This window comes from Paenibacillus sp. 2RAB27 (genome assembly GCF_052115445.1).
Lineage (GTDB): Bacteria > Bacillota > Bacilli > Paenibacillales > NBRC-103111 > Paenibacillus_E.
In genome coordinates, this window is sequence record NZ_JBFRGR010000001.1 from 214,318 (window position 1) to 239,734 (window position 25,417).

The 25,417-nt window shown below is 45.8% G+C and carries 22 protein-coding genes; 9 read left to right on the forward strand and 13 right to left on the reverse strand.

All coding sequences use genetic code 11. The features are described from left to right. Positions 1–13: 13 nt before the first annotated feature. From AB4114_RS00935 to AB4114_RS00980, 10 genes are all read right to left on the reverse strand, one after another. Positions 14–1,213 carry an S-layer homology domain-containing protein gene (locus tag AB4114_RS00935; protein ID WP_441986712.1) on the reverse strand — a complete coding sequence of 400 codons (1,200 nt, stop codon included), beginning with the start codon at positions 1,211–1,213 and terminating at the stop codon, positions 14–16. Next, entirely contained in the window at positions 1,214–2,284 is a 1,071-nt protein-coding gene (locus AB4114_RS00940; RefSeq protein ID WP_441986713.1) for a type IV pilus twitching motility protein PilT, read from the reverse strand. Positions 2,285–2,314: 30 nt separating this feature from the next. Beyond that, positions 2,315–3,022 (reverse strand): hypothetical protein, encoded by a 708-nt coding sequence (locus AB4114_RS00945; protein ID WP_441986714.1) that lies wholly within the window; start codon positions 3,020–3,022, stop codon positions 2,315–2,317. Positions 3,023–3,030: 8 nt separating this feature from the next. Continuing rightward, on the reverse strand, positions 3,031–3,642 hold the full coding sequence (locus AB4114_RS00950; RefSeq protein ID WP_441986715.1) for a PilN domain-containing protein: 612 nt from the start codon (positions 3,640–3,642) through the stop codon (positions 3,031–3,033). A gap of 5 nt (positions 3,643–3,647) precedes the next feature. Beyond that, positions 3,648–4,646: a type IV pilus biogenesis protein PilM gene (pilM, locus tag AB4114_RS00955; RefSeq protein ID WP_441986716.1), complete on the reverse strand. Its 999-nt coding sequence runs from the start codon at positions 4,644–4,646 to the stop codon at positions 3,648–3,650. Between the two features lie 70 nt (positions 4,647–4,716). After that, complete coding sequence (locus tag AB4114_RS00960; RefSeq protein WP_441986717.1) at positions 4,717–5,355, reverse strand: prepilin-type N-terminal cleavage/methylation domain-containing protein; 639 nt, start codon at positions 5,353–5,355, stop codon at positions 4,717–4,719. Between the two features lie 35 nt (positions 5,356–5,390). Next, a complete protein-coding gene (locus AB4114_RS00965; protein WP_441986718.1) occupies positions 5,391–6,602 on the reverse strand; it encodes a type II secretion system F family protein in 1,212 nt (403 codons plus the stop codon). Positions 6,603–6,642: 40 nt separating this feature from the next. Further along, a complete protein-coding gene (locus AB4114_RS00970; RefSeq protein WP_441986719.1) occupies positions 6,643–8,373 on the reverse strand; it encodes a GspE/PulE family protein in 1,731 nt (576 codons plus the stop codon). Positions 8,374–8,434: 61 nt separating this feature from the next. Beyond that, positions 8,435–9,424 carry a VanW family protein gene (locus tag AB4114_RS00975; RefSeq protein WP_441986720.1) on the reverse strand — a complete coding sequence of 330 codons (990 nt, stop codon included), beginning with the start codon at positions 9,422–9,424 and terminating at the stop codon, positions 8,435–8,437. Between the two features lie 647 nt (positions 9,425–10,071). Next, complete coding sequence (locus AB4114_RS00980; RefSeq protein WP_441986721.1) at positions 10,072–10,917, reverse strand: LuxR C-terminal-related transcriptional regulator; 846 nt, start codon at positions 10,915–10,917, stop codon at positions 10,072–10,074. Positions 10,918–11,483: 566 nt separating this feature from the next. On the opposite strand from AB4114_RS00980, the gene AB4114_RS00985 reads away from it, so the two are divergent. Continuing rightward, positions 11,484–11,975, forward strand: coding sequence for a cysteine dioxygenase (locus AB4114_RS00985; protein ID WP_441986722.1), 492 nt, complete (start codon positions 11,484–11,486; stop codon positions 11,973–11,975). A gap of 69 nt (positions 11,976–12,044) precedes the next feature. Here the strand turns inward: AB4114_RS00985 and AB4114_RS00990 are convergent, their stop codons facing one another. From AB4114_RS00990 to AB4114_RS01000, 3 genes are all read right to left on the reverse strand, one after another. Next, a complete protein-coding gene (locus AB4114_RS00990) occupies positions 12,045–13,427 on the reverse strand; it encodes a glycine--tRNA ligase (protein ID WP_441986723.1) in 1,383 nt (460 codons plus the stop codon). A 533-nt stretch (positions 13,428–13,960) separates the two neighbouring features. Next, positions 13,961–14,758, reverse strand: coding sequence for a carbon-nitrogen family hydrolase (locus AB4114_RS00995; protein ID WP_441986724.1), 798 nt, complete (start codon positions 14,756–14,758; stop codon positions 13,961–13,963). A 102-nt stretch (positions 14,759–14,860) separates the two neighbouring features. Beyond that, positions 14,861–15,391: a DUF1572 family protein gene (locus AB4114_RS01000; protein ID WP_441986725.1), complete on the reverse strand. Its 531-nt coding sequence runs from the start codon at positions 15,389–15,391 to the stop codon at positions 14,861–14,863. 155 nt (positions 15,392–15,546) lie between these two features. Between AB4114_RS01000 and AB4114_RS01005 the strand changes: the two genes are divergently transcribed. The 8 genes from AB4114_RS01005 to mtnB all read left to right on the forward strand — a co-directional run bounded on the left by AB4114_RS01005 (position 15,547) and on the right by mtnB (position 24,706). Beyond that, a complete protein-coding gene (locus AB4114_RS01005; RefSeq protein ID WP_441986726.1) occupies positions 15,547–16,746 on the forward strand; it encodes a pyridoxal phosphate-dependent aminotransferase in 1,200 nt (399 codons plus the stop codon). Positions 16,747–17,129: 383 nt separating this feature from the next. Continuing rightward, positions 17,130–18,230 (forward strand): glutamate 5-kinase, encoded by a 1,101-nt coding sequence (proB, locus tag AB4114_RS01010; RefSeq protein ID WP_441986727.1) that lies wholly within the window; start codon positions 17,130–17,132, stop codon positions 18,228–18,230. Further along, complete coding sequence (locus tag AB4114_RS01015; RefSeq protein WP_441986728.1) at positions 18,227–19,930, forward strand: proline--tRNA ligase; 1,704 nt, start codon at positions 18,227–18,229, stop codon at positions 19,928–19,930. Before proB ends, AB4114_RS01015 begins: the two co-directional genes overlap by 4 nt. 11 nt (positions 19,931–19,941) lie before the next feature. Continuing rightward, on the forward strand, positions 19,942–21,189 hold the full coding sequence (locus AB4114_RS01020) for a glutamate-5-semialdehyde dehydrogenase (RefSeq protein ID WP_441986729.1): 1,248 nt from the start codon (positions 19,942–19,944) through the stop codon (positions 21,187–21,189). Positions 21,190–21,211: 22 nt separating this feature from the next. Beyond that, positions 21,212–22,081, forward strand: coding sequence for a pyrroline-5-carboxylate reductase (gene proC, locus AB4114_RS01025; RefSeq protein ID WP_441986730.1), 870 nt, complete (start codon positions 21,212–21,214; stop codon positions 22,079–22,081). 65 nt (positions 22,082–22,146) lie between these two features. After that, positions 22,147–23,415, forward strand: a complete 1,269-nt coding sequence (locus tag AB4114_RS01030) for a 2,3-diketo-5-methylthiopentyl-1-phosphate enolase (RefSeq protein WP_441986731.1) — start codon at positions 22,147–22,149, stop codon at positions 23,413–23,415. Beyond that, positions 23,412–24,074: a 2-hydroxy-3-keto-5-methylthiopentenyl-1-phosphate phosphatase gene (locus tag AB4114_RS01035; RefSeq protein ID WP_441986732.1), complete on the forward strand. Its 663-nt coding sequence runs from the start codon at positions 23,412–23,414 to the stop codon at positions 24,072–24,074. Before AB4114_RS01030 ends, AB4114_RS01035 begins: the two co-directional genes overlap by 4 nt. After that, the gene (gene mtnB, locus AB4114_RS01040) at positions 24,071–24,706 is read left to right on the forward strand and encodes a methylthioribulose 1-phosphate dehydratase (RefSeq protein ID WP_441986733.1); all 636 of its coding nucleotides are present in this window, start codon (positions 24,071–24,073) and stop codon (positions 24,704–24,706) included. Before AB4114_RS01035 ends, mtnB begins: the two co-directional genes overlap by 4 nt. The last annotated feature ends 711 nt before the right edge of the window (positions 24,707–25,417 follow it).

Consider the following 25,417-nt stretch of genomic DNA (forward strand, 5'->3'; position numbering starts at 1 on the left):
TACGAACTCCTTTCTACACCAAATGAATKATTCTCGAAATGACTTTGAAAGCTTCAGCACGAGTGAGTGACCCTTGTGGTCTGAACGAACCATCTTCATAACCGCCAACAATACCTGCATATATCACATTTTGAAGAGATGCTTTATTTCCGTCAGTTAAGCTTGCGATATCTGTGAATTCACCAGTGCCAGATCCACCCTTAACGGCATACTTTTGCAAAATCCGATCAACGAGACCAACCATTTCAATGCGCGTAATGGGTAAATCCGGAGAAAAATTCAAATCTACGGGTTTCAAATCCAGCAAACCCATAGCCTGCGCAGAAGCAACCATGCTGGTTGACCAATGTTTTCCCATATCCTCGTAACCTTTGACAGGTGTTTGGACAGGTTCAATCCCTAATGCTTTAACAACAAGTGTTACAAACTCTGCTTTCGAAAGCGTACGATTCGGACGAATTGTGTGATCCTCATATCCATCGATAATTGATTTCTGCATAAGATCAAGGATGTCATCTTTCGCCCAATGGGTTAGTGCGTCACTAGGAACTGCGCTTACGGCCGTTTGTTTCCATGTACGCAGCGTTGGTACAGCATCAGGCATGTCAGGTAATTTCTTAACTGAGCCCAGTGATGGTGCGACGGCGCGATCAGGATCCTGAAAAACGATTCCATACACGTTAATTAATCCATTCGATGTTACCTTTATGCTGCCATCACGAGTTGTCTCTGCATCGGTAGGGATATTCGCCCAAGGCACTTTGCCAAGGTATGCTTTGACACGATAGGACTCTTGGGATGCGCTTTCAAAGTACGAACGTGTCGTCTCTTCGACGTCAGTGGCATGGAAATCCAGTTTACCTGACACATCTACACCGATTTCATCCCAAAACACGAGCAAATCATTGTAATCTCGTGCGATTGCTCCCGTCCATATTTTCACATGTGCGCCAGAAGCATCTAAGCTTGTAACAACTGCATAAGGTTCTTTAGAAATAATCATACCGACCTGCCAACCTGCTGGTGAAAGCTTCATGTTCTCGTATTGTTGACTGCGTGCTTCATTATCGAGTCCTTTTAATATGGCGAATGGATTGCTCGATTGGACACTGACTGTTGAATTAACTGCAGCTTCACTTGCGAGAACGGCTGTTGGTGACAGAATGGATACGACAAGAAGAGCAGTAATGAGTGCATGTTTATTAGTTTTCATTTAATCTTCTCCTAAGGTCATTTCATATTCTTTGATCGCATCTCGGTGGATAATGCCTTCTTCCACTAATTGCTTCAAGCTGGATACCATCGTTTGCATACCGATTTKTCGATTCGTTTGAATGACCGATTTGATTTGATAAATCTTTTCTTGCCGAATTAAGTTGGCTACAGCGGGTGTATTAATTAATATTTCCAGCGCCATGGCCCTTCCTCGTCCATCCATACGCGGTACTAAACGTTGGGATAAGACACTGATGAGTACGGATGCTAGCTGTACGCGTATTTGTCTCTGTTGCTCTGTTGGAAAAACATCGATAATCCGATCGACGGTTTGAGGAGCATCCGGGGTATGAAGAGTCGCCAGGACAAGGTGACCTGTTTCCGCTGCCGTAATAGCTGTCTTAATCGTTTCCAAATCCCGCATCTCACCAACTAGAATGACATCGGGATCTTGACGTAGAGCAGCACGCAAACCATTGGAGAACGTTAAAGTATCAATACCAATTTCACGTTGTGCCACCAGACAATTTTTACTTGGATGAATATACTCGATCGGATCTTCCAACGTAATAATATGTTTCTTCTGAGTTTCATTAATGAAATCGATGATAGAAGCAAGCGTCGTTGACTTGCCGCTGCCTGTAGGACCTGTTACTAGAATCAGACCTTGGTGCTTGTGTGCAAATTCCTGAACCAAATCAGGCAAATTTAAGCTGAAAAGGGAGGGCACTGTCGTCGACAAGACACGAAACACCATGTTAATATGTCGTTTTTGCTTAAATACATTGCCCCGATAACGAGAAAGACCTGGCAGCTCGAATGAAAAGTCAACTTCCCCCTTTTTAGACAATGTTTCATATTGTTCCTTCGTTAAAATTTCTTTCGCCATTCGATGTGTATCCTCAGGAGAAAGAACGGAATCAACCACCTTCATCAACTTCCCATGTAGCCGCATAAGTGGTTCTGTCGTTGCATTAATGTGCAAGTCAGAAGCCTTCGATTCGTAAGAAACACGCAGCAGATCTTTCAGTGATAAGGTGTCAGACGTCGTTAGTGAAATCATACTCATCGTATTTCCTCCCGTATGTACATGGTTTTATTAATAGACTGGATTCGTCTTTCCAGCAGGCTTCGTATAAGGAACCTGAAGCGGATTCTTGAAAAACTTCTGTAACCCTGGTGCATAATAGGAAACAACGGAAACATTGACCGTTATTTCTCTTTTCAAAGCATTCAGCTTCACGGGCGCTCCGCCCTTAACCGCAAACGTCAACTTGTCAATCTGCATCAAGCGATTGGTCGTTTGCAGTTCATCTAGAAAACGATGGATCTGCGCGTAATCCCCTTTAGCTGTTGTGTTGAGTTTGATCGGAATGGCAAGTGATGGCATCGGTGGAGCCACCTGTGTAACGGTTGTACTTTCTTTCGCAGGGGCTGGTGAGCTCGTTGGAGCTTTACTCACAACATCGGACGCCTTGCCAATTTCAAAGTTGTAACTGGCCAGTGACATCTTTGTAATGACCTCTAACATCCGAATCTCACGTATGAGCCCTTCTACATCCGGTTCTTCAGGCACGTGAATACGTGTTTGTGAGAGGCTTACTTGTTCCGCAGCACCAATTGCACCACCGCCGGCTGATCGTTTATTCAAGTCGTCTAGTTCTTGTTTTTTCTGTATAAGAAGTCTCTCTTTGGAGAGCTTTTCACTTTGAAGTGGTGAAATGAAATTGATATACACCATCACAAGCGCCAACGCGAGGATGAACGCCACGATGATTTGATTCCTTTTACTGCTGAGCATGCTCATACGTTCGATCAACCTTTCTTGTTGGGCTCGGACTTGTATTGAAGCTCGAAAGTCGCTTGAATGACAGGCAATGGCGGTTCAGCAACAACCGGTGCATTTTTATCTTCTTGTGCCCCTATTACTTTGTTCATCCCACTGGTAGAAATTAAGGTAAACGAGCTGGAAGCTTTCGTCGCTTGCATGAATGTAATGATATCTTCGCTTGTAGCAAAATTACCTGTCACCTTAACCTTATTACCATCTCCGAAGGAGAGAGCCGTAAGATTTGAGGTAAGTGGCATTAGTGCAGAAAGCTTATCGAGCACATCTGTCGCTAAGGGCTTGCTTGCGAGGAGTTGTTTCGGTAAAGCAACGAAATCAGCAACCGCCCCAGCCGAAGGGGAGCTTGCAATCTTCGTTTGACTTTCTTTAATTTGAAGGTTCACTTGCTCCAATGCCTTATTCGCGTTCTTAATTTCTGACTTTGCGCTCGTATACATCCATCCCATTCCACCGACCACCACCACGATCGCAGTCAGAAACACATAGCGGAGAATGGGACTAGTTCCTGCTTGTTCTTCGTGCCGCATTTGCAGCAAGTTAATTTCGATGGATTGTAGCTTCTGTACGCCTGCACTCATCGTCCTTAAGCTCCTTTCATCGCCAGTCCAACTGGAACCGCGTAGGCTTGACATGTTGTGTCTTCATCTTTCAGAATGGCAGGCAATGGAAACGATGTAATCTCACCTGTGAAAGCACTCTCTAGATGTTCTGGAAGTGCCGTGATCCATTCATGATCGCCTACCAAATAAACGAGCTCGACATGCTTCTGATCGTTGGAAACCGTGTATTGGAAATAATTCAAAACACGACCAAGCTCCATAGATAGATTGCGCGCATAAGCTGCAAGCTGATCAGTGCCTGTATCTAAGAAGAAACTCGTATTAATCTGAATCGATCGAAAAAATACAGGGATGCCATCTACGAATATGCTAACATCCGCATGATCTGGCTCGACATGCAGCAGCATGAATCGTTCCTTCATCGCGGATCCAGTTAATTTGGTATGACGTACCAACATACGATGAAGAGCTAGTGGTGCCAAATCAACAGCTACTGGCACTAACCCTGATTGCTTGACGACGTGTGCATAGCTTTCAACCACCTCGCCGGGTGTCGCAAAGATGAGAACTTCCTCTTGTGCCGAAGACTTGGAAGACTTCACTACACCTTCTGAAGAAGCAGCCGCTTCATCTTTCGGGGCTCCGAGTCGAACAAAATCAAACACCGGATTTTTGAAAGGCAATTGCTGTCCGCCATGTAATTCAACGTCGATCATATTACGTAAAGCTTTATCTTTTAAGGCCGAAAAAACGGATTTACGGAGAACCACATTGGATAGTGGCACCGTCACATTGATATGTGCACCTTGTAACCCAATTTGCTTGACTAGGGTTGAAATGCGCGCAATGACCGAATCTTCGTCCACGAATTTTCCGTGTTTAATACTGCCTCTATCCAGCGCAATGGAATGACGCTGTGTCAGGGTAACCTGTCCATTCACGTTCATGATTTCAACCAACTTCGCTTCTGTATCCGAAATTTGCATGCCGTATGTATACTTGCTCGTTTTCTTTGCGAACATTGCGGTAACTCCTCTCGGTTATACTTGACTTGAAATTGGCGCGCCGCCCGAAGACGGCGCGCTTGTTTAATTACTCTCGAACGTCTGTTGTGGCTGTACCGAATTTCAATGCATCAATATCTACTTCTTTAACGGACGTGATGTGTGATACCCCACCAGTACCTGCCTTCACAAGTGAAACCGTATACGTGTAGTTTCCTGTCGTCGCATCTTGTGTAACAACAACCTTGGAAAGATCTTTATCATATCCGTTTGGTTTGTCAGATGGATTTTTGGGAACAGTTTCCAAGAATCCACCTTTTTCCAATTTATCCAAGGACCAACCAGCAGCGTCTGTAGCTTCAGCAGGGCTTAAACCTTGACCTGTAATCATTAATCGCGTTGCATCAATGACCATATGGGCATTCGATTTATGTGCGCTTACGCGTGCATTCTTAATAATTCCTCCAACAGATGGAATCGCAATCGCAGCAATAATCGCAATGATAACGATAACCGCTAGCAACTCAATCAAAGTCAAACCTTTTTGGTTTTTGTTTAACTCTTTCAAAGAAAATTTCGAAAACTTCGGTAAACGGAAATTCATCTTTTTGCTGTTCATTGTCAATTCGTTCATTGCATTCCCACCTCTAGGTTTATTTTGGTTATGTACCTGATCTTGCCAATCTTGACTTACGTTATGTTGTAATGCTTGTAAAGACTGCGACATGTTTGTCTATCACCTCCCTTCAAGTTAGTAAGAAATTAGTTAAGGAAATTATCGTACATTTTGAACATCKGACTCATGATCGCTGCTACAATTACACCAACTATGCTGGAAACAAAGAGCAGCATGAGGGGTTCAATCACCGCCTTTAATCGATCTACACTCTGATCAACGTCCGCTTCGAAGAAATCAGCAATCTTGGCTAGCATATTATCGACTTGCCCTGTCTCCTCCCCAATGATTAGCATTTGCACAACCATTTTGGGGAAAATACCACTTTTCTGAATCGGTTCCGATAGCATTTTACCTTGCTGCAAGCTGTCTTTGGCATCCCGGAGCACCTTGGCAATCACCCGATTACCAACTACTTTCGCGGTTACATCCAGGGCCTGTAAGACAGGCACTGCACTCACGAACAGAGAGGACATCGTACGCGTCATTCGAGCAACTGCAGCTTTTTTGAGAATAATACCAAAGACCGGAATCTTAAACTTGATCGTATCGATCCAGTACTTTCCTTCTTCACTCGAAGCAAAGCTCCGATACAAGATAATCACACCTACCAGCCCTGCCAAGAACATCCACCAATAATGCACGATGGCATCACTGGAGTTCATGACAAATTTAGTGATAAGTGGTAATTCGGACCCTTGCTCTAGGAACATATCTGCGAAAGTTGGGACAATTTTCAGAAGTAGGAAAATAACGACACCAATGGCGATTATCAAAACAACGATTGGGTAAGTCATCGCTGACTTAACCTTTTGAACCGTTTTGTGTTCTTTCTCGTAATGATCCGCCATTCGTTCCAGAACCTCGTCCAAATTACCGCCGGTTTCACCGGAAGCCATCATATTGACAAACATATCGGGAAATACTTTCGGATGTTCGCCCATCCCTTTCGATAAGGGGTGCCCGCTTCTGATTTGCTCCGAGATATCACCTAATGCTGCTTTCAAATATTTGGAGGTGGATTGATCTTCCAGAATCGAAACAGCTTGATCAATTTGAATCCCGGCTCGGATCAACGTAGCGAATTGCCGACAGAAGATGACGAAGTCCTCTAGCTTGACTGCCCTACCGATATGAATCTCCAGATCCATCGTTGTCTTCCGCTGCTCTTGGATGCTCCGAATGGTTATCCCGCGTCCTCGCAACTCCGTAATCGCCAGCTGTTTGTTCTGAGCTTTCACCATCCCTTTCAGCTTCTTACCGCTTTCATTGACGGCTTCATAAGTAAAGTTCGCCAAGTTATTGTTCACCCCCATTCATAGCTTCTTCATTTCACTGCTATTCGTCTGCCACGGCTTTCAACACTTCTTCAATTGTGGTATGACCTTGGCGAATCTTGAGCAAGCCATCGTAGAGCATATTTTTAAAACCATTCTTCATCAAATGCTGCTCCAACTCGCTAACTGGTCGATTCTGCACGATTAGGCTGCGAAGCGGTTCATCGACAACTAGCAGTTCATGTACGGCGATACGACCTCTGTAACCTGTTTTATTGCATGTTCCACAGCCCTTGCCCCTCGTTACCATAATCGGCTTATCCATGGCTCTCGGCGAAGTCATAGGTACTACAACCCCTGTTCCAGTCCCCGCCAGTTGTTGTTCAGTTCCGTTTAGCAGCCCATGCGTTTCTAGCAGCTTCATTTCATCCTCTCTGGCAGGTACCTGGGCTGCACATTCACGACATACGCGCCGCACTAGGCGCTGAGCTACGATACAGGAGAGCGAGGAAGCGATGAGATAGGAATCAATTCCCATATCGACAAGTCGGCTAATCGTACTGACGGCACTGTTCGTATGAATGGTGCTTAACACCAAGTGCCCCGTTAGGGAAGCACGTACCGCAATTTCTGCAGTCTCCGCATCCCGGACCTCCCCGACCATAACAATGTTCGGATCTTGCCTGAGAATGGATCGTAAGCCAGAAGCGAAAGTTAGACCAATCTGCGAGTTAACCTGTACTTGCGTTACACCATTCATTCGATACTCGACGGGATCCTCAACCGTAATGATTTTGACATCATCACCATTTAATTGACCCAATGCTGAATAGAGTGTTGATGTTTTCCCGCTTCCCGTAGGTCCTGAGATCAGCATGATCCCATTGGGCTTCTGAATCATTTTGTCGAATTTCACCAAATTCGCGTCACTGAGCCCCAATTCGGCAATTTTTTTAACACCTGCCGATTGATCTAAGATCCGAAGAACGATACTTTCACCATGAACTGTCGGTAATGTCGAAACCCGTATATCAATTCGGCGGTTATCCACCTGCATCTGGATTCGACCATCTTGCGGTAGTCGTCTTTCCGCGATGTTCAACTTTGCAATGATTTTCAATCTTGCGGTCAAAACTCCCTGCATATGCTTCGGTAGCGCTTTCTCCGTTCGAAGCACACCATCGATTCGGTACTTCACGATCAGCTGTTTCTCTTGAGGATCAACATGAATGTCGGACGCCCTCTGCTGCACAGCGGATTGAATGATTTGATTGACCAGCTTTACGATCGGTGATCCTTGATCATTCGCTTCGGATTCCTCATCTTTGATCTCGATTTTATCTAAGTCGACCATCAATTCATCGACAGATTCTTTCATGCCATAATTTTTTGTGATGGCTTGCTCGACTTCAGAACGAATGGCTATGACTGGCTGCACACTCATGTTCGTCGCCATTCGAATTTCTTCAATGGCTCCATAGTTCAACGGATCAACCATGGCAACTTTGATTTTGCCATTCTTACGTTCAATCGGGATCACACAGTGCTTACGAGCAAGCGTTTCTGGGATAAGCTGAACGGTTTGCATATCGAGTTGTGTCTCAAACATGTTAACAACCGGAAACCCTAACTGAAATTCGAGAACTTCAACCAGTTGTCTTTCTGTGATCAACCCTTTATCGATAAGAATCTCACCGATTTTCTTCCTCGTGTGCACCTGCTGCTTCAGCCCTTGTTCAAGCTGATCCTCTGTGATGAGTCCGTTCATTACAAATAATTCACCTATGCGCATTGGGGGGTCCTCCCTTCTGTTAATAGAGTACGTGACGGATCTGTGCAACCTAACAAGTGATTTAAGGTGATTTCAGCTCTTCCGCTGTTGGCGCCTTCGCAATGACAATGGGATGCGGTGCGTAGTAATCTTTATATTTCAACTCGTTCTTGCCATCATTCTTCACATCAGCGAATACCTTGACTAGAAGTCCTGATTGACCTTCACTACGTTTATCACCTTGACCAGCCAGTGTAAAATCCGTGAGTACAATACTCTCTGGTGCGAATACTTCTTTACTAACCGTAATTTTCGGAGCTTTCCAATCCGTTTTCGGTTTCCCATTGAACGTAACAACAGGTGTTTCCCCGTTGTATATCACGCCAACTGTTATGGGTACGCCGATTGAATTATAGAAGGTTAAATCTTTCAGCTCGCTTTGAAAATTAACATCGAATCCAGCAGCTGCATAAGCGGGATTATCTTGATGCGGATAACGTTCACCTACTTGCATGCCAGCACGCAGTGCAGCTTCATACAATAAGGATGCCACATGCGATAACTCATCTGCCTTCTTCTCAGGCATTTTGCCTTTGCTGATCTCGGTCAACCAAGCCTGGAAGGAAAATAGCTTCCCTGACTCAATCTTGATCAGTCCCACCTGCTCTAGCCATGATTTCTCATTCGCATTTACAGCAACAATACTCTGCGCTTGCGAAATGACTTGCAGACCCGATGTTGACGTCTTGTCTGCTGAAGTTGTTGCTGCTGTACTTATAGGTGTACTAGCAGGTACAGCTGTTGGTGATGCCGTGGCCGTAGTTGTTGGCGTTGATACCGGATTAACCGATGGCTTCGCACTTTCTTTGTCCACGCCAGCTGCAAGCGCTGTTTCTTTCGTTGAAGCATGATCCGTGTTTTTCCAGAACATCAAGCTTTCCAGTTTGTGTTCTGAATTCCACTCAATGAACCCTGCCGCCGATAATCCATATACACTTCCAGAACCGACGACGCCTAGAAGAAGAATCCATTTAATAGGCTGCAGGATCAAGGCCCTTCTTCTTTGTCTCATAGCCAACCGTCCCTCAAAGCTCGACATTTTCCCTCCCGTTTCGGTGGGATGCCTCAAATATAGACGGTAATTTCTGTAGAGCAAATCATACATATTTATTAATTCAAATGACCTAATGCATGAACTATAATTCTTAAGCCACGTTAGCCATTCAGACGCTATTTTATAGGGAATTCAATCTAGTTGGGGGCAGAAACAGGGGGCTGAAGTCGGGATTTCGCTAATGAGGTCGTACTTAGGAAGCGGTTTCATATAGTTCTTTCGATGCGCCCATTGGCCTTGTAAAATTAACAACTTCTATATATCACTTGCATATATATCTGATCGAACGCGCTTTTTCAGCAAATTCCTTAAAAAATGGGTCTTCATCGTATATGTAAATTCTAACCATGCCAAAGCATGTAAGGGATTTCCATGGTATTTACTCGTAGAAAACCCGAACTTCTCGGGCCGCTGCTTGTTTTTCACTACAAATCTTTCTATTAATTCAAGTCCTATGGACGTTGAACATATAAAAAAAGCCCCAATCCCCACATACATCGTGAAAGATCGAAGCTTTTTTCTACAATTTGAACCATTTCTCAGCTTAATACGTCAATATGTATAAAGATTATGTAATGCATATGTATGTCTTCTTGGTGTAAACTCTAAATAGCGCCAAGAACACTAAGTATCAATGATGCTTTGGAATTGACTTTCAACTTGCGATTGATTTTCGTTACATAGACACGCACCGTATTTTCACTGATCCCCAAGACTTTGCCGATTTGCTTATAATCGTAATCAAGCAACCAATACGTCGCGACTTCCTTTTCACGCAGCGTTAGCTTGAAAGCTTTCAATCGTTCTTCCAGCATTTCCTCAACGAACCATGTTTTACTTTGCAATTCGGTCTTTCTGAGCTCATATTCAAGCAGAAGAGCAATCGATTTGATACATGGATACATAAAAGGTGCTGAAATATACTGAAAGGCAGTCAAAACTAAGTAGCCGATGATCTGACTATCCGCTGTTTGAATCGGAACGCACATTGTCACCCAGTTGTGCATCGTATCCAGATAGTGATCCTCCCCGCTTATCCAAACTGGACGCTGAAGTTCAATAGCTGCCGAAACCGCATTGGTCCCCGCACTAGACAACGATAACGAAGATCCAATCCCGATGTTGTTCAAATTCGCGGCTTGCAAGATGGATCGTTCATCCCCATTAATCGTTAAGATGACACCATGATTATCCGTGACCATCAGTAAATTAGGAAAGTAGAAGGTGTTCGTCTTCAGATGTGCTTGCCGAAGGATGACATCCATGAGTCCTTGGTTTTTAGCTAGTAGCCGTTCCATCATCTTTCCTTGCACGCGAAACCTCACGCGCGTCGAATCTCTTTGAACGCCATTAAGAAATGATTTCTCATGTAGCTTGGCTATCTCCGCTTGTGAGATGCCGACTCTCTCTGTAAATTCATGCATTTGCGTCTCTTCAGCTAAACCTTTCATCAATCCCACTCCCTTTCCCTATGTAACCCCGAAATGAACTAGCATCCATGCTGTGAGTAGAATTGAATTATTTGTCGTATGCCGTCGCCCCTATCTTCACAACCTTTACAAATTTATGTATTTTTCGCGCATGTGTCACTAACTATAAGGCTCAAATCGAATGCTTGAAATAGTGCAAAGGTAGTAATTCTAGTAAGATAGTATACTTGCACTACAAAAAGACAGCGTTCACAGGTTTTCCATCATGATTAAGGATTCTTGGCATGTGCCGTTCGTAGGATATATACGAAAAAAGTGTCCTGTTTTAAAAGGATCCCTGATAATCGCTACTAAATCTGCTAACCGCTTCAACTATTTGCTACTATTCCGCCTKAATTAGTCGATTATTCGACTATCTCCACTCATCTTTCTTCCACTAGAATTAATCAATTCTAATATCCACTCAAAAAATTGTTCGAATATCCCCTAACCTTTTCGAAACTGAAGGCATATTATATAAAAAAAACTTATCCATTCACCAAATAATGTTGATAAAGAGATAAGAATGCCTAGGAGGCGAGATGCCAATGACGCTCATTAGAGCAATTGAACAGACATTCTGTAAGTTGCATGCACCAACACTGGAACAATTAAAAGAGGCACTACAATCGATAGAGAGACATCTACTCTTCGTTCCAGAATTCAAAACCGAGCCCTCTCAACTACCCTATGGCAGAAATGTGGTGTTTAGCTCACCCGAACTGGAAGTTATCGTCATTCACATTCCGGCTTCTCGCTCTACAGCCATCCATAATCATGGCTTGTCCATTGGCGCGGCTTATTTAGTCTCAGGATCCTTAGTGAATTCAACCTTCTCATTAGATACAGAAGGCTATCCTATTGCTCAAAAGGATGACTTCATCCAAGCAGGGGAATATTTCACTGCGCCTGCAGATCAAATTCACCAGTTAAGCAATCCATTTCATGAACCGGCTATTTCACTCCATGTGTATACACCGCCGCTGCGTGAAGTTCGACGTTACTTACCTTACAGCGAAGTTTTAGATTATGTTATCTAGAAGACAAAAACCCCTTGCAAGCCTACGTCGTTTTGACGAGCTTACAAGGGGGTTTCATCTATTTAACGATTAGAATTGTAGGGCATTTTCGATAAAGGCTTTCAATTCAGAAATCGGCATACGCGTTTGAACCATCGTATCACGATCGCGAACCGTTACTTGACCATCTGTTTCGGATTCAAAGTCATACGTGATACAGAATGGCGTACCGATCTCGTCATGACGACGGTAACGTTTACCAATCGAACCAGTATCATCATAATCCACCATGAAATGCTTCGCTAGATCAGCAAATACAGCCTGTGCACCTTCATTTAACTTCTTGGAAAGTGGGAAAATCGCTGCTTTCATTGGAGCCAATGCAGGGTGGAAGTGAAGCACTGTTCGGCTGTCATCACCCTCAAGTTTTTGCTCTTCAAACGCATCAATCAGAAGCGCCAAAGTAACACGGTCAGCCCCTAGGGAAGGCTCGATACAATAAGGAACATAACGCTCATTCGTCTCAGGCTCGATGTAGTTGAAATCTTCACCGGAATGCGCCATGTGCTGCTTCAAATCGAAGTCTGTACGATCCGCGATACCCCAAAGTTCGCCCCAACCGAACGGGAATTTGTACTCAATATCCGTTGTCGCGTTACTATAGTGAGACAACTCATCTTCGTTATGATCACGAAGACGAAGATTATCGGCTTTTGCACCTAGGGAAAGCAACCAGTTATGGCAGAAGCTTCTCCAGTACTCGAACCATTTCATGTCTTCACCTGGTTTGCAGAAGAACTCAAGCTCCATTTGTTCGAATTCACGCGTACGGAACGTAAAGTTACCCGGCGTGATTTCGTTACGGAAGCTTTTACCGATTTGACCGATACCAAATGGCAGTTTCTTACGCATCGTACGTTGTGCGTTTTTGAAGTTAACGAAGATCCCTTGTGCTGTTTCCGGACGAAGGTATACAACGTTGGAGCTTGCTTCTGTTACGCCTTGGAACGTTTTGAACATCAGGTTGAATTGACGAATATCTGTGAAATCTTTGCTTCCGCAATCTGGACACACGATGTTGTGTTCCACGATCAATTTCATCATGTCATCGAACGTCATGCCATCAACGATGATTTCGATATCCTTCTCAGCCAGCTTGTTTTCGATCAATTTATCCGCACGGTGACGGGCTTTACAGCTTTTGCAATCGATCATTGGATCGTTGAAGTTACCAACGTGACCGGATGCCACCCATGCTTGCGGGTTCATCAAGATCGCTGCGTCTAATCCTACGTTATAAGGGGATTCTTGAATGAATTTTTTCCACCATGCGCGTTTAATGTTGTTTTTCAACTCAACACCAAGCGGGCCGTAATCCCACGTATTTGCCAAACCGCCATAAATTTCTGAACCTGGGAATACGAAACCTCTGTGCTTCGCCAATGCGACGACTTGCTCCATTGTTACACTCATTGTTCAATCGCTCCTTAAGCTTCTTCTATGTGGGTCTTCGCCCGATGACAATACCGTTTGGATATGAGCAAACATCAAAAAAGCTCAACATCCAAAGGCATCAAATAATGCCTAGGGACGAGAGCTTTAGCACCCGCGGTTCCACCCTAGTTGATATACCTGATACAAGCATATATCCCCTTTATCGTATAGGCTCCGGATAGCCGTTTCCTTGACCTTCATTCTGGGCTTTCACCATCCCCAGCTCGCTGAACATGAAGTCCGTCAAGTACTATTCATCCTTCACAGCCATAATTGATCATTCAATTGGTCTTAGTTTACAGAATATCGCAGCAAAAATCAATCTCCCAATATAATAAGAGTTCTAATAGTTGGGTTTTCAGCGCCGAGAAGGTTGTGAGAACCTGAAGAAGGAGGAGCGGAGTGTAGGCAAAACCTACATGAGCACCGGATTTCACAGGTTAACACAAGATTCGATGTCGAAATACTACCTGGTTTGCTTCGCGATCAAAAGACGACTTTAAGAACATCCTTTAATATAAATGGGGCCGGCGATCTTCAAAAACGGGGATCTTACCTCGAACGCGGACAACTTCTTCTAAATCGATTGTCGCACGCAAGATCGCTTCACTTTCATCACCTTCAACCAAAACCTCGCCCCAAGGGTCGATGACCATCGAATGTCCAAAGAAATTGGTCGTACCGCTCGTCCCAACGCGATTGCAAGAAACGACGTACATTTGATTCTCAATCGCTCGCGCCATAAGCAATGTACGCCAGTGGTGCAGGCGTGGATGCGGCCATTCTGCAGGCACGAACAAAATACGTGCTCCATCTAACGCTAATTTACGTGACAGCTCCGGAAAACGAATATCATAACAAATCATCGCCCCAGCAGGCACACCTTCTAGCTCAAACAAGCCTAGTTGCTCTCCACTGTGCAAAAATTTCTCCTCATCCATAAGACGGAACAGATGAATTTTGGAATATTCTGCGATTTCGTTACCTTCGCGATCCCATGCATAAATCGTGTTGAGCACACGATCTTCTTTTTTATCCGCAATCGATCCACCAATAATGTTCACTTGATGAGTCCGCGCAAAATTGCTCAAGAACGTTTTCGTTCTCTCACCATTTACATCGGCCAGCTCATGAATTTCTGTTAAAGCATAGCCTGTATTCCACATTTCGGGAAAAATAAGGACATCAGGTTTCTGTGCCGCTTCAACGGCTTCCAAAAGTAACTTCTCTAAATGAGCAAAGTTCGCATTCGGATTTCCGATTGTAATATCCATTTGAATTAGAGCAACATTAAGTAATTGTGAAGACATAGCGAAATACTCCTTCCAGGAACAAGAAAAATGCGTATGTGTACATACTAGTCGAAATATGCGTTTAACTCAACATTCACTTGCCATGCAAATCGGACTATACTACATCGTAGGTTTAAAAAGCTTAGACTGACCTCTTGCGATGCTGAGCGTCTGCCAATCCTGAGAAGACCAATGCTTGCACAACAAAACAATTTGCCCAACATGATACCCATAATGCGACACTTGACGCTGAATAGCCTGTAAGACAGTATGACTCTCACCTCGAATAAGCACCTGTGAAAGCACATTCTCGGAAGTTAATGAGCCGAGGGTTGTAAACAACACTTGCCAGCCATCTTCCCAAAGCGCTAGTAATGGTTCCCGGGAAAGTCGATCCCCTTCAAACTCAGCATCGCGATCTCGCCATTCTTTTTCACCATCCGTGGTTAGAAAATCGGTCCAACGGGACAACATATTGCCATGCATATGCTTGATGATCACTTCAAGGGAATTCGACCCTTCATCTATAGTCTGATAAAAGAAGACCTCATTTGTCTGGGCAAATGATTTATCGCCCAACTTCTTCATACTTTGAAAAGCACGTATCGATTCCTGCAGAAAAACATCCGCTACATGAGCTTGATTTGTCATCCTCATTCATCTCCTTCGCCGATCTATGGTTCCATCATATGTCAATGTCAAAATGAAGTACAATCGATTATCTTCATCGACTATGAAAAAAAGATTAATCATGTTACATTTAGGGTATAGTTTAAAATCCCGACCTCCGGAGTGTGAATTAAATCGTGACAAACGTATCTTCAACAACTTCTCGATTTGCCATACAACCAGCTGAAAGAATGAAGGGCCTGCCTACACAATTCTTCGCAACGCTCGTTGGTAAAGCAAATGCACAAATCGCCGCTGGCCATGATGTCATTAATTTAGGCCAAGGGAATCCTGACCGTCCTACGCCTCCGCATATTGTGACTTCCATACAGGAAGCTTCTGCGAATCCGTTGTATCATAAATATCCGCCATTCAGCGGTTTTCCATTTCTGAAACAGGCGATTGCACAGCGTTATAAAGAGGATCACAACGTGGATCTAGATCCCGATAGCGAAGTTGCGATCTTGTTCGGCGGCAAAACAGGTCTCATCGAAATTGCCCAATGTTTATTGAATCCTGGCGATGTTTGCCTAGTTCCTGATCCTGGCTATCCTGATTATTGGTCAGGTGTCGCACTAGCCCATGCCGAAATGGCATTCATGCCGTTACGTGAGGAAAATAACTTCCTGCCTGACTATTCGCAGTTAAAGCTGTCTGATCTGGACCGTGCTAAGCTGATGTTCATTAATTATCCGAACAATCCGACGGGTGCGACAGCTCCTGCTTCTTTTTATGAGGAAACAGTTGCCTTCGCTGAGAAAAATGGTGTCGTTGTTGCCAGTGATTTCGCCTATGGAGCTATTGGATTTGATGGTCAGAAGCCGATCTCATTCCTGCAAACCCCTGGAGCCAAGGAAGTAGGCATTGAGTTCTATACCTTGTCCAAAACATACAATATGGCCGGCTGGCGTGTAGGCTTTGCCCTTGGCAACAAAGAAGTCATTCGTCTCATTAACTTGATGCAAGATCACTACTATTGCTCTTTGTTTGGCGGTATCCAAGCGGCGGCGGCTACAGCTTTAACGTCCTCACAAGACTGTGTCACAGAACTGCGTGATGTGTACGAAAGTCGTAGGAACGCGTTGTATACGGCACTTGCCAGCATCGGCTGGAACGCAAAGCCATCGCAAGGATCCTTCTTCTCGTGGCTGCCAGTACCGAAAGGTCATTCCTCACAGAGTCTTGCAGATTTACTTCTGGAAGAAGCTAAAGTTGTCGTTGCACCAGGCGTTGGTTTCGGAACGCACGGTGAGGGCTACGTCCGACTGGGCCTTCTTTCTTCGGAAGCACGGTTGGAAGAAGCTGTGCAGCGGATTGGGAAATTAAATCTTTTTTAACACCTAAGTATCCAAAGGTCTTTAATGGCAAGCCATTTATACCTTTACAAAGACTCGACTACCATGCTATTCTAGATAGAATAAAAATTCCAAACAGCAACGTTATGATGGGAATAGTACGAATCGTGCCGCACGTAACCAGGGAGTAAGCTCCACCCGACTGAGAGAGCTTACCGTGAACCGAATCCGAACCCGCCCCTGAACCGTCAACGATGAGTTGAACAGAACCCTACTGTTATACAGGGAATCTAGAGTTGAGTGCTTTCTATTTGATATGCGCTAATCTAAGGTGGTACCGCGGAAGCAACAGACTTTCGTCCTTATGTTTTAAGGACGGGAGTCTTTTTTGTATCTACATAGTTAAATCGAAGGATGGGATGAACATGACTCAGCGAATCGTCGTCAAAATCGGCAGCTCCTCATTAACCTCAGATACGGGTGGCTTGAATCCGGATAAAATACGTTTTTTTGCGGCTGAACTCGCACAATTGCAGCGCAGCGGCAGCCAAGTGCTGCTCGTGACCTCAGGCGCAGTAGCCGCAGGCTTCACCTCCCTTGGCTACCGCACACGGCCCAAGGTGCTGCACGAGAAGCAGGCCGCCGCAGCCGTCGGCCAAGCGCTCTTAATGCAGGCGTACCATGAAGCATTTGCCTCCCACAGCGTAAGCGTGGCGCAAATTCTACTGACTCGGTACGACTTCTCCAACCGCAAGCGCGTGCAGAACGCGATGATGACGATTGACGAGCTCCTGCAGCGCGGCGTCGTCCCGATTATTAACGAKAACGACACCGTCTCGGTAGATGAATTGAAATTCGGCGACAATGATACGTTGTCGGCATTGGTAGGCAATTTGGTCAAAGCGAACAAATTGATCATCATTACCGATATGGACGGCCTATACACGGACGATCCTCGCAAGAACGCGAACGCACAGCGTATCGATCGCGTAGACGCCATCAGCGATGAGCTGTTCAGCTTCGCTGGAGGCTCTGGGAGCGCGGTCGGCACCGGCGGCATGCGCTCCAAGGTCGAGGCCGCGCGCATCGCGATGCGCGGGGGCGTGCCGGTCTTCATCGGGCGCGTGCTGGAGGAGGGTGATCTGAACCTTGCCGTTGGCGGAACGGGCAAGGGAACGTATTTTGACACGGCGCTGAACAATCTGCCGGTCAAGAAGCAGTGGGTCGGCTTCCACTCGCTGCCCCAAGGGCAAATCATCGTTGATCAAGGCGCCAAGGCGGCCTTGATCAACGGTGGGAAGAGCCTGCTCCCCGCTGGCATCACGGCAGCGGTTGGCGACTTCCACCCCGGCGACGTCGTCGAGGTGATTTGCAGTGAAGGCGCGCTGCTGGGCCGCGGCGTCGTCAATTATGCGGCTTGGCAAGTGCAAGCCGCGGCAGGCCTATCGACCGACGAAGTCCAGAAGCGTGTCGAAGTTTCACGCATCGAAGTAATCCACCGCGATGAATGGGTGCCTTTGACATGAGACAACAACGATTACTAAACCCAACATTACGAGATGTACCGGGAGATGCCGAGGCAGCCAGTCACCGACTCATGCTGCGAGCAGGACTCATTCGACAGTTATCCAGCGGTATTTATTCCTACTTACCCTTGGGTCTTAAGGCCCTTCAACATATTCAAACGATCGTACGTGAAGAAATGGACCGCGCTGGTGCACAAGAAATGCTCATGCCTGCCCTCCATCCTGCCGAATTATGGAAAGCCTCAGGTCGTTGGGATGTCTACGGTCCTGAATTAATGCGGCTTGAAGACCGCAATGGTCGTGAGTTTGCTTTAGGCGCTACACATGAAGAAGTCATTACAACACTCGTTAAAGATGAGATTCATTCTTATAAAAAGTTACCTGTCACGCTATATCAAATCCAAACGAAATATCGCGATGAGCGCAGACCTCGCTTCGGCCTGCTGCGTGGCCGTGAATTCCTTATGAAGGATGCGTACTCCTTTGATCGCTCCGCAAGCGGACTTGACGCGAGTTATCAAGCGATGTTCGATGCTTATGTTAACATTTTCACACGATGCGGTTTACAATTCCGAGCAGTTGAAGCCGATTCCGGCGCGATTGGCGGTACGGATACGCATGAATTCATGGCCTTGGCAGATGTGGGTGAGGATACGATTGTACATTGTCCATCCTGTCAGTATGCGGCTAACTTGGAGAAAGCCACTGGCGTAATTACCAACGAAGGTACCTCATCTACCGGTGTGCCACATGCACAACCAACGAAAATACTCACGCCTGGCGTAACGAGCATCAAACAATTAAGCCAATTCCTTACCATTGAACCGCAGCAAATTATCAAATCCGTTGCCATCCAAGCGGAAGGCGCGCCTGTGATCGTGCTCATCCGTGGAGATCTCGAAATCAATGAGATCAAGCTGAAGCAGGTTCTCGGTGTAGATGAAATCACGATGCTATCCGAAGCTGAAATCAAAGCGCTTGGTTCGATAGCCGGGTTTATTGGGCCGCTTGGTCTATCATCCGTCAAATTACTTGCAGACACATCGATTCAAGGCTTAAATAACGCCGTTGTTGGCGCCAATGAAGCAGACTATCATCTTCAGCACGTAGATGTGCAGCGTGATCTTGGTGCATTAACCTTTGCTGATGTTCGCAATGTGGGCCAAGGAGAAAGCTGTATGCATTGCGGGCATGAACTCGCTTTTGCCAAAGGCATTGAAGTTGGGCACGTATTCAAGCTTGGTACCAAATATAGTGAATCCCTTGGAGCTACGTTCAGCGATGAAAATGGCGTCTCCGAGCCAATGATCATGGGCTGTTATGGCATCGGCGTCTCTCGTGTTCTAGCTGCTGTTATTGAACAGCACCAGGATGAGCGAGGCATCATTTGGCCAAATGCCATTGCTCCTTATTCCATTCATCTGTTAACCGTTCAAGTGAAGGATGAAGCCCAAATGACATTATCCGAAGAGATCTATCACGCCTTAACCAATGCAGGCTATTCAGTCCTGTGGGATGATCGTGAAGAACGCCCTGGTGTGAAATTCAATGATGCGGATTTACTCGGGTTCCCTTTACGATTAAACGTTGGTAAGAAAACGAGCGAGCGAATTATAGAATGCAAAGAACGCCGTAAAGGCGAGGTCTATGAACTGAACGTGGAACAATTGTTAACGCATTGCCAATCCATATTTAACTAGGAGGTCTCCCCATGAGTGAAGTGATTACAAAATCTAAGCTTGCTAAACAAGCTGCCCAAGCAATGGGCAATCTTACAACTGAGCAAAAAAATGCAGCCTTGCTGCTAATGGCAGACGCCTTAATTACGGAGCAACAAGCGATCATTGAAGCTAACAGCAAGGATTTGCAGCGTGGCAAAGAGCTAGGCACTAGCGCATCTCTACTAGACCGATTGGCGTTAAACGAAACGCGCATTGCGGCGATGGCCGAAGGTCTTCGTCAAATCGCTGAGCTTCCTGATCCAATCGGAGATACGCTTGAATCATTTGATCGCCCTAATGGTCTGCGCATTCGCAAAATCCGTGTACCCCTCGGCGTTATCGGCATTATTTATGAAGCTAGACCGAATGTCACGGTCGATGCGGCTGGTCTTTGTCTCAAAACAGGCAACGCTGTTGTGCTCCGTGGCGGATCTTCAGCCCTATTTTCGAATGAGAAAATTGTGGAGGTACTGCATACAGCTTTAGAGCGTTCTGACCTGCCGGCAGATGCCCTGCAATTAATCCTAAGCGCAGATCGCAGCTCCGTCGATGAAATGCTGAAGCTGAATGGCCTCATTGACGTGCTAATTCCGCGTGGTGGACACTCACTTATTCAAAATGTTGTCAATAACGCGTCCGTCCCAGTCATTGAAACAGGTGCAGGGGTGTGTCATACTTTTATAGATCAAAGTGCACAGCTCGATATGGCAATTCGAATCGGGATTAATGCGAAGGCACAACGTCCTTCTGTTTGTAATAGTATGGAGACTTTGCTTGTACACGAAGCCATTGCGGATAAGCATTTAGCTGCGATTGCCGATGCCTTCCAAGGCGTTCATGTTGAGCTGCGTGGTGATGAGCGTTCAAGAGCTTTGGTACCAAGTATGCTGGTAGCTGAACAAGCCGATTGGGGTACGGAGTACGGGGATTATATTTTATCCATCAAAGTTGTTAAAGATCTAGATGAAGCGCTAGCTCACATTCGTAATTACGGGACGATGCACTCCGAGTGTATTGTGACGGAAGATGCTGCTAATGCTGAGAAATTCCTGCAAGAAGTAGATGCTGCTGCTGTTTATCATAATGCTTCGACACGTTTCACGGATGGATTTGAGTTTGGCTTTGGCGCGGAGATTGGTATCTCCACTCAGAAGCTTCATTCACGTGGCCCAATGGGTCTGCCTGCTTTGACCTCGACCAAATACCGTGTCTATGGAACCGGACAAATACGCGAATAAACCTTAAGAGGAGGAACAACGGATGTCAATCCTGTTATCGCAAGCTAAAATTGCCTTTGTAGGCGCAGGCTCCATGGCTGAAGCCATCGTCCGCGGACTCATTCAGACGAAAGTCGCGAATCCGCAAAACGTTTATATGATGAATCGCTCCAATCAGGATCGCTTGGCGTTTTTATGCTCCGAATATGGCGTTCAAGCCACTTCAGATCAAGCGACGAAAAACACAATTATTCAAGAAGCCGACGTTGTTGTTCTCTGTATGAAGCCGAAAGATGTGGAATCATCTTTTGCAGAGCTTGGGCCGCTTTTGAGCGAGCGTCAGCTGTTAATTTCCGTCATTGCAGGCCTTTCCATCGAGAAATCAGAAAGACTATTGCAAACCAATGCGCCAATTGTGCGTACAATGCCAAATACTTCCTCCACCATCGGATTAGGCGCAACAGGAATGAGCTTCTCGTCTAAGGTTAATGATACATTCAAGCAGTTTGCCATCCAAATGTTTGAAGCGGTTGGGACTGTTACGATTGTAGAAGAAGATAAGCTTGAAATCCTTACTGGCATTTCCGGAAGTGGCCCTGCCTACGTGTACTATCTCATGGAAGCGATGATTAAAGCGGGCATCGAAGGCGGCTTAACCGCAGAAGATGCTAATCAATTAACGCTCCAAACGGTGCTCGGCGCTGCACACATGGTACAAAATACGATGGAGCACCCTGCGGAATTACGCCGCAAAGTGACGTCTCCTAATGGAGCTACGCATGCTGCTATTCAAGCTTTGGATCGCTATCAGTTCGATGAAGCTATCCATCAAGCTGTGTTGCATTGTGCCGCTCGTACGAAGGAAATGGGCGAACAAATTGCCGCTACCAGCACTGTTGGCAAATCAGTTTAATCCGTTTCTGTGAAACAAGTGGAACATAAGTGAAGTGATTCTAGTGAAGCAGGTGAAAGTTCGTTATGAGTTCATATTGTTTAGCAACGTATCGGAGTTTCGATGAGAAAGCCGATTTTCATAAAAAAGCAACAAGCATCGCAGTTGGTCTCACCGTTGGCAGCTGGACGGAACTGCCTGAGGCTCAGAAAGCTTCTATGGAGAAGCATTTGGGTAAAGTCGTTTCCGTTGAAGTCCACGAACCTGCTGCAGGAGAACCCGCTTCCAACCGCTATGCGGACATCACCATCGCGTACCCCGATGTCAACTATAGTCGGGATATCCCCGCGTTGTTAGTGACTGTTTTCGGCAAGCTGTCTATGGATGGCAAAATCAAACTGATCGACCTTGCCTTCTCTTCTGATTTCCTGGCTGGGTTCCCCGGCCCGAAATTCGGGATGCAAGGCGTTCGTAATCTTCTAGGTGTGCATGATCGCCCGCTTCTGATGAGCATCTTCAAGTCCGTTGTCGGGTATGAACTGCCAGCCTTGCGTGAGCAGTTCTACTTACAAGCGGCTGGTGGCGTCGATCTCATCAAGGATGACGAGATTTTATTCGAAAATCCGTTAACGCCCATGGAGAAACGCATTGCGATTTGTCTTGAAGCAGCTGAACAAGCCACGAAGGAAACGGGTCAAAAGCTGCTCTATGCGGTTAATTTGACAGGATCAACATCCAAACTAGCTTCCCAAGCCAAAAAAGCCATCGCAGCTGGTGCCAATGCGTTGCTTTTCAATGTGTTGGCATACGGTTTCGATGTTCTGCATGAATTAAGCTCGGATCCCGACATTAACATTCCGATCATGGCACATCCTGCCTTGGCTGGAGCAACCTATCCGTCGCCACATTACGGTATCTCCCCTTCTGTTCTACTAGGCAAATTAATGCGTCTTGCTGGTGCTGATTTGGTATTATTCCCTTCCCCATACGGCTCCGTTGTGATGCCAAAGGAAGAGAATTTGGCCATTAAGCATGTGCTGTTAACGCAGGATTTACGTAAAGATTACACGTATCAAGCACCGACTGATGTACAATTAACATTAGCACCAAGCTTCCCGGTTCCTTCCGCGGGTATCCATCCTGGTTTAGTTCCGCTCATTTTGCGTGATTTCGGACAGGATGTTATCGTGAACGCCGGAGGCGGCATCCATGGTCACCCGATGGGAACGATTGCTGGGGGACAAGCTTTCCGCCAAGCGATTGATGCGACTTTACAAGGCACATCATTACGCGAGTACGCCCTAACACATCCAGAGCTACAATCTGCTATTGACACATGGGGGACTAGAGAATGAGCAAGGAACGCATTATCTTTTGTGACTTTGACGGTACAATCACCGTTAACGATAACATTGTAGCGATTATGAAACACTTCAATCCTGAAGGTTGGGAAGGCATCGTTGAACAGATTGTGACACAGCAAATATCCATTCGTGAAGGTGTTGGCGGGATGTTCGATCTACTGCCTACCTCACGGAAGGATGAGATTGTCGATTATGCGATCAACAATGCTAGAATCCGGGATGGTTTTGAAGAATTTGTCTCCTATTGTAAGGAGCAAGGGATTACACTTTTGATCACAAGCGGAGGCATTGATTTCTTTATTTATCCATTGCTTCGTGCGTTTGCGATTCCAGAGAATCATATTTATTGCAATGCCAGCTCATTCGAAGGGGAAACCATCGAGATTCTATGGCCGAATCCATGTGATGCCCATTGTCAAACCGACTGCGGGATGTGCAAAACAAGCATCATTCGTTCCTACGATCCCGAGCGCTATGAGCGGATTATTATCGGAGACAGCATCACCGATTTTGAAGGTGCTAAGTTAGTGGATACGATTTTTGCCAGATCTCATCTCATCGAGCGTTGTGAGGGGCTGGGCTATGCGTACCACCCTTTCGAAACGTTCTTCGATATCATTAAGCAATTGGAGGCTGAACCCGTCAAATGAGTATTTTACTAGAAGAAAAACAGCGTGCCTTCGCTGAATTACGAGACATCAAAGCAAATTTAGCGGCGCGTGGATGGTTCCCTGCGACAAGCGGCAACTTATCCATTCGTGTTGGCGGCTTTGAGCCGAGTGCTTTCACCTTCGCTATCACATCTAGCGGTAGAGATAAATCCGTCCAAACGCCTGAGGATTTCCTTCTTGTCAATGAGAATGGTTTGCCAACGGAAGCTACAGGCCTTAAGCCATCTGCGGAAACCTTGATCCATAGTGAGATTTACCGTTTAACAGGCGCTGGCGCCATTTTCCACGTGCACACGATCTTCAATAACTTAGTTTCCGAGCTGTATGGAGAACGTGGTAGCATTCCAGTTGATGGCGTTGAGTTGATCAAAGCGTTCAACATTTGGGATGAGGAAGCACAGATCGAGATTCCGATTCTGCCCAACTATGCGGAAATTCCCCGTATCGCAGAACTAGTCGAAGGCGCGATTGTACCTCGTATTCCAGGCATCGTGCTTCGTAAGCACGGGATTTACGCTTGGGGTGCGAATGCCTTTGAAGCAAAGCGTCACCTCGAAGCATTCGAATTCTTGTTCGAATATGTGTACCGTTTGCATTTGCTGAAAAAGTAATCTAATCCACGTGTAGCCGCGGTGCGGACTTTCTAGATTGCAGTTACGGAACGTGGTTCTGCTATTTTCTTGAAATCACCCTTTTATTTAAAGTTGCGGAACGTCAGTCCGCTATTTCGTTAATTTCAGCGCATTTCTTGCGTTTGTGGCGAAATAGAGGAACCACGTTCCGCAACTTTTTTATTTGACTATTTGAACTCAAATAGCGTCCTCTCGTTCCATATCTTTATGGCGGGAAAGCGGGGTTGAGGTTTGTGGGGCGGAGGCAATGTTATCAGGTTAGATAATATGGTGGCATTTCGGCAGATGAGCTATTGTGGCGTAGCGGGATACTGTGGACTTGGGGTAGCTGGTGGTTGTTGTAGGCGTGGAGACAACGTGGCTTAACGGCAGGGTTGTCGTAGCTATGCGGTTTTTGAGCATGTTTGCACTTGGCTGGGTGCTGGTAGCCAGGGCTCTTCAGGAGTGCTGTGAGACAACGCGTAGTTTTATAGTGATCGCACACACACTCACACTCACTCTCACTCTCACTCTCACTCTCACACACACTCTCTCACTCTCACCTCTCCACTTCCTCTTCCCTATCTCAAAAATGCAAAAATACAACCTTTTCTACTTATTTAGGATCGAAATTAGTAAATGCGTGCAAATAGGCAACCTTTTTAAGGTCTTCCAGGCAAATCTCCTGAAATCACTCCCATTTGATGCCTA